At 66.4% G+C, this 8,286-nt stretch carries 7 protein-coding genes; 3 read left to right on the top strand and 4 right to left on the bottom strand.

From position 1 onward, the window contains the following. Positions 1-393 (top strand): carbohydrate-binding domain-containing protein (locus tag JMJ56_RS31955; RefSeq protein ID WP_328702522.1); only part of this gene is annotated, 393 nt, incomplete at its 5' end. Between the two features lie 1,156 nt (positions 394-1,549). Here the strand turns inward: JMJ56_RS31955 and JMJ56_RS31950 are convergent. Then, a complete protein-coding gene (locus JMJ56_RS31950; RefSeq protein WP_202835915.1) occupies positions 1,550-2,536 on the bottom strand; it encodes a thioredoxin family protein in 987 nt (328 codons plus the stop codon). 29 nt (positions 2,537-2,565) lie between these two features. Next, on the bottom strand, positions 2,566-3,582 hold the full coding sequence (locus JMJ56_RS31945) for an alpha/beta fold hydrolase (RefSeq protein WP_202835914.1): 1,017 nt from the start codon (positions 3,580-3,582) through the stop codon (positions 2,566-2,568). Positions 3,583-3,756: 174 nt separating this feature from the next. Between JMJ56_RS31945 and JMJ56_RS31940 the strand changes: the two genes are divergently transcribed. Then, complete coding sequence (locus JMJ56_RS31940; RefSeq protein WP_202835913.1) at positions 3,757-5,292, top strand: winged helix-turn-helix domain-containing tetratricopeptide repeat protein; 1,536 nt, start codon at positions 3,757-3,759, stop codon at positions 5,290-5,292. Positions 5,293-5,723: 431 nt separating this feature from the next. On the opposite strand, the gene JMJ56_RS31935 is transcribed toward JMJ56_RS31940, so the two are convergent. Together JMJ56_RS31935 and JMJ56_RS31930 are read right to left on the bottom strand one after the other, a co-directional pair. Beyond that, positions 5,724-6,557, bottom strand: a complete 834-nt coding sequence (locus tag JMJ56_RS31935; protein WP_202835912.1) for an oxidoreductase — start codon at positions 6,555-6,557, stop codon at positions 5,724-5,726. Positions 6,558-6,607: 50 nt separating this feature from the next. Then, a complete protein-coding gene (locus JMJ56_RS31930; RefSeq protein WP_202835911.1) occupies positions 6,608-7,069 on the bottom strand; it encodes a VOC family protein in 462 nt (153 codons plus the stop codon). 117 nt (positions 7,070-7,186) lie between these two features. On the opposite strand from JMJ56_RS31930, the gene JMJ56_RS31925 reads away from it, so the two are divergent. Beyond that, complete coding sequence (locus JMJ56_RS31925) at positions 7,187-8,071, top strand: LysR family transcriptional regulator (protein ID WP_202835910.1); 885 nt, start codon at positions 7,187-7,189, stop codon at positions 8,069-8,071. The last annotated feature ends 215 nt before the right edge of the window (positions 8,072-8,286 follow it).

Below are 8,286 nucleotides of genomic sequence, written 5' to 3'. Positions count from 1 at the left end.
ACACCCACGGCACCCGCGCCGGTACAGACGACGCTTGGCTCCGGCTCCGACACGCTGGTGCTGCGCATTTCACAAGATGCCTACCAGGGCAGTGCGCAGTACACCGTCAAGGTGGACAACGTGCAGATCGGCGGCACGCAGACCGCAGCAGCCTGGCACTCCTCGGGCCAGTCGGACACGCTGACCATCAAGGGCAACTGGGCGACTGGCAACCATAGCGTTGCCGTCACCTTCCTGAACGATGCCTGGGGCGGAACCTCGACCACCGACCGCAACCTCTATGTGGACGGGATGACCTATGACGGCGCCGCGGTTGCGAACGGTTCCGCCGCGCTCGGGGCCAACGGAGCAGCAACATTCGCGGTTAAGGACAATGACCTGATGTTTGCCTGAACATGGCGAGTTGAATGCATACAAGACCTGCGCCCGACATCTTTGAACGGCAGCTGCGAAAGGCCGCTCAGGCCCACACCTAGGACAAGCTCGTCAGCGGCATTGGGAACAGGTCATCAGTTGGAGTTTAGCCATTCCGGGGTGGGGCGGCGGAGGTGAGGTGACACGGCAAAAGTGGTCCGGCTCTGGTGTTAGTTCTTCGGTGGATTTCCTCATGACGGGTGTGGGGATTGGCCATGAAGCGGCGGTTTTCGGTGGAGCAGATCGTGGCGGTGCTGATGCAAGCCGAGTTGGGCTTGCCGCTGGAAGAAGCAGTACGCCGGGCTGGAGACGGACCAGGTCCGTGAGTTCAAGCAGCTGACCGAGGCGAATGCCCGGCTGAAGCGGCCGGTCGCTGAACTCAGCCTCGACAAGGCTGTGCTGCAGGACGTCCTGTCACAAAAGTTCCCGGCCAGCGCTCATGAAGGAGATCGTGGCCTATGTGGCGCGAAGCCACGGCACCAGCGAGCGTCGGGCCTGTTCTCTGACATGCCAGCACCGATCGACCCAGTGCAAGCCGAGCACCAGGGATCCCCGCCTCGAGATCCGGCAACGCATGCATGAGATCGCGCAGACGCGGATCCGCTATGGCTACCGGCGGGTCCACATCATGCTCAGGCGTGACGGCCGGATGGAGGGCGCAACCTGGTCTGGCGGCCATACCGCGAGGAGGGCCTTGCCCTGCGCAGCAGCATCCCAACGAGGCCTGGAGCCGGACTTCGTCCATGACCAGCTCAGGGCGGCGCCGCAAGGATGCAACGGAACCCGAAGGATTGAGCTTGGCCGAAGACCGCATTGTTCTCAGCCGATGCCACGTATTGCCACGCCAGCCTAACGATGATCGCACCGCCCAGGAAAGGACGCGTACCGTCCCGGAAAGCCCTTACCGCGACGTCGTTCCAAGAATGGCCCGAATGTCGTTGAGGCCGCCAGCCTCGCGGTCCACGCTGATCAGTTGCCAATCGCGGTACCCGGTAGGGAGCTTGACGCCGAAGACCGCCGACCCATCGTCGTCGGTTCCCCGCCACGGCCGGGGCTAGTGCCAGGACGCAGGTCGCAGCCATGGCGATGTGCGCTTGAGACGATGGCCACCGCATTTGATCGCCCTCCTTCCACCCTAACCAAAGGTCGCGCTGAAAAGCGACAACCCCGGCATCTCCGCCTCGACGAGCAGTTGATGCTCGCCATAGGCCGTCCCGTCGAGCAGCGTGTAAAGCGTTGGCCGATTCAACTCGATCTCCTGCGCCGCGCCACCGTCGACCGAGACCCGCAGCTTCCCGCCCTGTGGCGCGGCGGCCACCAAATGCAGCTTCGCCGCGGAGAAGCGCAGACGCAGGCCGCCGCGCGCCGAGCGGAGCACCAGCGCTTCCTCCTCCCGGTTCCACTTGCCCTCGAGCTGGTACTGGTTCAGCCGCGGGCCTTCGCCCGTGAAGGCATAGGCCGCCTCACCTCGCCGGGGCGACTGGGCGCGATCCTGTGGCGTCGGGTGCTGCGCGCCGAAATAGATCTCGGGCGAGCGGACCCGCGACAGGTCCGGGTCGTCGCCCGGCCTGCCGACGGGCCCGGAGGTGGAGAGGCCGAGTAGGGCCCGGATTGCACCCTCCATCTCGCGCGCGTAGCCCTCGCCCTCCCGGAGCAGGACGATCCGGCCGTCCTGGTCCAGCAGGTAGAAGGCTGGCCAGGCTCGGTTGCTCCAGGCTCGCCAAGTCTGGAATTGGTTGTCCTGACCCACCGGGTAGCGGATGCCGAACTCGCGGACCGCATCCTCCACATTGTGGCGGACACGCTCGAAGCCGAATTCCGGCGTGTGGATGCCGATGACTTGCAGCCCATGCGGGCCGTACTCCGCCTGCCAGCGGTTGAGGTAGGGAACCGTACGGCGACAGTTGATGCAAGAATAGGTCCAGAAATCAACCAGCACCACCTTGCCGCGCAGCCCGGCGATGGTGAGCGGCGTGGGCGAGTTCAGCCAAGCGTCGATGCCGGCGAATTCCGGCGCCGGCACCCTAGCAGCCGATTGCGCGGCGCTGCGGGTCGTTAGCGGCAGGCCTGCCAGCATGGCGCCGGCGGATAGCAGCCCCGGCAGGAACGAGCGACGGTCCATAGGATCCTCCTTGCTTGTCCGGGCGCCGCTCAGGCGGCATCCGCGTCGATGACCGCTTGAGCGAATTGGTGCGGCGCCTCCTGCGGCAGGTTATGGCCAATCCCGCCTCGAACGAGCCGATGGGCGTATCGCCCGGTGAATCGCTTGGCATAAGAAGCCGGATCAGGATGGGGAGCGCCATTGGCATCGCCCTCCAGGGTGATGGCCGGCACCCCGATGGTCGGCGCCTCGGCCAGGCGTCGCTCCAGCGCATCATATTGCCGCTCGCCCTGGGCGAGGCCGAGCCGCCAGCGGTAATTGTGGATGACGATGCTGACATGGTCCGGGTTGTCGAAGGCCTGGGCGCTTCGCTCGAAGGTCGCATCGTCGAAATTCCACTGGGGCGAGGCGATCTGCCAGATGAGCCTCGCGAAATCCCGGCGGTAAGCCTCGTAACCGGCCCGGCCACGGCTGGTGGCGAAGTAGAATTGGTACCACCAGGAAAGCTCCGCCCGCGGCGGCAGCGGGGTCTTGTTCGCCTCCGGGCTGCCGATCAGATAGCCGCTGACCGAGACGAGCGCCTTGCAGCGCTCCGGCCAGAGGACCGCCATGATATCGGCTGTCCGCGCGCCCCAGTCGTAACCTGCGACCACGGCTTGCTGGATGCCGAGCGCGTCCAGCAGCGCTATCATGTCGACGGCGAGCGCTGATTGCTGGCCGTTGCGCACCGTCTCTGGCGAAAGGAAGCGCGTGGTTCCGTAGCCGCGGAGATAGGGGATGATCACCCGGTATCCGGCTGCGGCGAGCAGCGGCGCGACATCGACATAGCTGTGGATGTCATAGGGCCAGCCATGCAGCAGGAGTACGGCGGGGCCGCCTGGGCGGCCAGCTTCAGCGTAGCCAATGCTCAACAGGCCTGCCTCGATCCGCTTCAGGGGCGCGAAGGCGGCGCTGCCGGCCGTGCCTTGGGCCTGCGCCTGACCGGCGAGCGCAAGCCCGGCTGCCAGGCCCATTGCGGCGGCGCCCAGAAGCTGACGGCGGCGCGGGTTGATCATCTCGGGCTGCATCGGAGGGTTCCTCGGTACCGTGGCGAATAGGCGGACTGTGCCGCACCGGCCCGCCCACCGCTTGGAGGCCGCCTGTAGCTGCCCTTCAGATACCGATGATTTTTGCTTCAGCTGGCCCATGCTAGCGTCGGGGCGTCAATCGCGGGCCGCATCGTGCTCTACCAGTTTGGGACCTTGACCCTCGATCCGGCCCGGCGCGAGCTGCGCCAGGCCGGCAACCTCGTGAGCCTGGAACCGCAGGTCTTCGACCTGCTGGAATTCCTCATCCGCATGCGGGACCGGGTCGTCAGCCGCGACGACCTTATGACCGAGGTGTGGCGCGGTCGCATCGTCTCGGATGCGACGCTCAGCAGCCGGGTCAACGCGGCCCGGGTCGCGATAGGCGACAATGGCGCCGAACAACGCCTGATCCGAACCCTTCCCCGCAAGGGAGTTCGCTTCGTCGGAGCGGTTGCGGAGGCGGCCGAAACTACCCCAGAGAGCCTTGCCGGTCGCGCGAGGGGCGCTGGCGAGATCAGGCTGCCCTCGGTCGCCGTCCTGCCCTTCGCCAATATCGGCGGTGATCCCGAGCAGGATTATTTCGCAGACGGTATGGCGGTGGAGATTATCACCGCGCTGACGCGGAGCAGCGGCCTCTTGGTCATCGCACGCAATTCCTCTTTCGCCTTCAAGGGCCAGACCGTCGATATCCGTCAGGTCGGGCGGGAGCTCGGCGTTGGCTATCTGTTGGAAGGGAGCGTTCGGCGCGATGGCGACCGGCTCCGGATCACCGGCCAGCTGGTCGATGCGGTGTCTGGCACGCATCTTTGGGCCGACCGTTTTGAGGGTGACCTTCACGACATCTTCGCGCTGCAGGACCGGGTTGCGGAAAGCGTCGTCGCCACGATCGAGCCGACGCTGCAGCGCGCCGAGATCGAGCGGCACCGGCAGGAACGGCCGAAGCGGCTTGACGCCTACGATCTCCTGCTGCAAGCCTTCGCGTTGGAGCACGAATTCACCGCCGACAGCATGACGGCGCTACGCTGCCTCGAGCAGGCGCTGGCGATCGAGCCCGACTATGCGCCGGCAATGGCCGCCGCGGCCTACTACCACACGCAGCGCCACTTCCAGGGCTGGACGCCACCGGAGGGGGCAGTGCGTGCCAAGGCGCTGCGGCTTGCCGACCGCGCCGTGGAACTCGCTCCCAATGATGCGCAGATCTTATGGATGGCGGCCTTCGCGGTGTGGAACATGGCGGGAGAGGGGCGGGAGAAAGCGCGAGACCTCTTCAGCCGCTCCCTGCTGCTCAATCCAAACTCGGCCATGGCGCTGACCTTGGCCGGCTGGATCGAGATCATGTGCGGCAACCAGGGCACGGGCCGTGAGATGCTGGCGCGAGCGCAGCGGCTCAACCCACGTGATCCACGCAACTGGCTGATTTCGGGCGCGATGGCGATCGCCGCCGTGGCCGATCAGGATTTCGCCGATGCGGCGAGTTGGGCGAAGAAGGCGCTCGCGCAGAACCCGCGCTTTGCGGTCGCACTTCGCGTGCTCGCCGTCGCCCTCGTGAAGCTTGAGCAGCCGGAGCGGGCGAGGCGGGTCGTGCAGGAGCTATTGGCGGTCGAGCCGGAGCTCACGATCTCGAGCTTTCTTACCCGAATACCGCTGCCTGTCGAGACAATGGCAAGGACCTACGCCAAAGCTTTGAATGCTGCTGGCCTGCCCCAGTGAGAGCGCCGTCAGCGTGACGGAACCATGATGAAGGCCACGAATATCGAGGCAGCCTTGATACCCTTCCCATTCGCAATTCGCGCGGCTTTGGCTGTTGAATAAGGCGCGCTATGGAAATGCGCTGCATCGGGAGCATGATCCTCTCCGCATGTTACAGGCGCACAGGCATCCACTCGTTGCCGGCATGTCCTGTCGAGGTGTCTAAAGCGCAGGCCATCTGGGATTGTGGCAAGCCCCGCACCACTTGCGACAAGCAGGTCTTATTGCATGTGAGCGGCCTGCTTCTAGCGCCAGAACCTGTCCTTGACGGACTCCGAGTGACGGCCGACCCGACACTGCCCGGTTCGTCTTCGCATCAGCAGACCTTGAGGCAGGCAGGAGCTTGGGCCTGCTTCTCCCGACCTAAAGGTCTGCTCCGCCGCCTTGAGACATCAGCCAGCGTCGAAGTCGGTCGACAGCGCCACGGAGCGCCATGCCGCCAGGATCGCCGCATCCGCCGCGTGCTTCGCCTCGATGGCCGCCACCGTGTCGCTGCCCAGCGGCAGGCGCACCGGCGGATCGGGTGCATCGGCAAAGGCCACCAGCACCTCCGCCAGCCGCGCCGGATCGCCAGGCTGCCGGCGGCTCAGCCCTGCCGCCACGCCGCGAACCCTGCCGGCGGTTGCATCGTAATCGGCGATCTGGGAGGCGCTGGTCGACAATGACGAGGCGTCCAAAAAATCCGTGCGGAAATAGCCCGGCTCGACGACGGTGACATGGATACCGAGGGGCGCAAGCTCGGCATGCAGCGCCTCGGACAGGCCCTCGACCGCGAACTTGGTCGCACTGTAGACGCCGAAGCCGGCCGCTCCCCGGTAGCCGCCGATCGAAGAGATGTTGAGGATCCGCCCGGAGCGCGCCGCGCGCATGTGCGGCAGGACGGCGCGGGTGACGGTGAGCAGGCCGAAGACGTTGGTGCGGAAGACCGCCTCGACCTCGGCCGCCGTCGCCTCCTCGACGGCGCCCATGAGGCCGAAGCCGGCATTGTTGAGCAGCACGTCGATCCGCCCGAAGCGTTCCATCGCGGCCGCGGCCGCGGCGGTCGCCTGCCCTTCGTCGGCCACGTCGAGCGCGGCGGCGAGCAGATTGGGGTGGCCGCCAAATCGCTGGGTTAGGGCCTCCGGGTTGCGGGCCGTGGCGACCACGGCATCGCCCCTGGCCAGGGCGCGCTCGGCGACGAGGGCGCCGAAGCCGCGCGACGCGCCGGTGATGAACCAAACTGTCATGACGTTGATCCTTTGGCGGGAGGAGAGAAGTGGGAGGTGCGGCAGAAGGCTCAGGCAAGCACCTCGGCCAGCTCGATCAGGTTGCCGAAGGGGTCGCGGAAGAAGGCAAGGCGGCGGCTGATGGCCGGCAGCTCGAAGGGCTCGGTCACGATGGTCACGCCGCGCTCGCGCAGCCGCGCGACGGTCCGGTCCACGCTGTCCACGCTTAGGCAAAAATGGTGGTAGCCTGCATAGGCCAGGCTGCTGGCGAGATCGGTGTAAGGTCGGACCTCTCGGGGCGCCGGCTCGCCGCCGCCGAGAATCTCGATGTAGAAATGATCATCGGTCGCCGGCGCCAGGTAGGCCAGCTGCTCGTCGGCATAGTCCCATTCGGCGACGACACGGAAGTCCAGCGTCTCGACATACCAGCGCTTCGCGGTTTCGAGCTCGGGCGTGCGCACCGCGACATGGTGGCCGCGCATGTCGGCGAAGGGGGAGGCGGTGTTCGCAGCAGGGGGGATGAAGTCGGCCATGGGTCTGTCTCCTCATCGGAGGCGGCACCGGCGCCGTCCGTGGGGAGATGTTTCCGGCTTTTCGGCTGCCGCGATTAGCGGGATAATCCTCCATTCAATCCTGAATGGTGCTCAGCAATGCGGGCGACGGAGCTGGCCGAGCTGGCGGCCTTCGAGGCGGTGGCGCGGCACCGCAGCTTCCGCCGGGCGGGCGAGGAGCGCGGGGTGACTGCCTCGGCCGTCAGCCACGCCGTGAGCAGCCTTGAGGCGCGCGTCGGGATACGGCTACTCAACCGCACGACGCGGAGCGTCTCGCCGACGGATGCGGGGGCGATGCTGCTGGCGCAGGTCTCGCCGGCCTTCGGCGAGATCGGCTCGGCGCTGGATGCGCTGAACCAGTACCGTGACACGCCCTTCGGCAAGGTTCGCATCAACGCGCCCAACTCGATCGCCCCTTTCGTGTTCGGCCCGGTCATGGGTCGGCTGATCGCCGCAAACCCGAAGCTCGAGCTGGAGATCGTCGCCACCGACCGGCTCGTGGACATCGCGGCCGAGGGTTTCGACGCCGGCATCCGCCTGGGGGAGAGCCTGCGCGAGGGCATGACGGCCGTGCGGATCAAGCCGCAGCTGCGCTTCGCCGTGGTCGGCTCGCCAGACTACTTCGAGCGGCATCCTGCGCCCAAGGTGCCGGCCGACCTGAAGGATCATGTCTGCATCAGGAACATCTATCCGAGCGGCACGGCCTACTCCTGGGAGTTCAGCCGCGCCGGCAAAGTCGTCGCCTTCGAACCAACCGGGCCGCTCTCGCTCGACGACCATGAGCTTATGGTGGAAGCCGCCAAATCGGGCGTGGCGCTGGCCTACGTATGGGAGGACCGGGCTCGGCCGCACCTGCAAAGCGGCGCGCTGGTCGAATGCCTCGCTCCCTGGTGCGCGCCGGAAGACTGGCTCTATCTCTACTACCCCGCCCGCCGGCACCTCTCCGCCGGGCTCCGCGCCGTCATCGAGGCACTGCGGGCGTGATCAATTCTGCCGCCAGATGGTAGTCCGACTGCACCGAAATCTTGGACTCGATTTACTGGCTTGTCGCGGAGAGACTTATCGCATGTGTGGATGCCCCCTGCGGGTCAAGGCGAATCAGCGACGTAAGCACCGAGAGCACGGGTGCGGTCATGATGGAATGGACGGCCCCGCTTTCCTAACTGATCTCCCGGTCGAGGACACGACCAGGAGGCCCG

The sequence above is a fragment of the Belnapia arida genome (assembly GCF_016773205.1).
GTDB lineage: Bacteria > Pseudomonadota > Alphaproteobacteria > Acetobacterales > Acetobacteraceae > Belnapia > Belnapia arida.
This window is presented reverse-complemented; position numbering and strand designations above follow the sequence as displayed.

Coding starts and splice junctions, on each gene's coding strand:
- JMJ56_RS31935 (WP_202835912.1), bottom strand. CDS start 6,557: ATGACAGTTTGGTTCATCACCGGCGCGTCGCGCGGCTTCGGCGCCCTC.
- JMJ56_RS31925 (WP_202835910.1), top strand. CDS start 7,187: ATGCGGGCGACGGAGCTGGCCGAGCTGGCGGCCTTCGAGGCGGTGGCG.
- JMJ56_RS31950 (WP_202835915.1), bottom strand. CDS start 2,536: ATGGACCGTCGCTCGTTCCTGCCGGGGCTGCTATCCGCCGGCGCCATG.
- JMJ56_RS31930 (WP_202835911.1), bottom strand. CDS start 7,069: ATGGCCGACTTCATCCCCCCTGCTGCGAACACCGCCTCCCCCTTCGCC.
- JMJ56_RS31945 (WP_202835914.1), bottom strand. CDS start 3,582: ATGCAGCCCGAGATGATCAACCCGCGCCGCCGTCAGCTTCTGGGCGCC.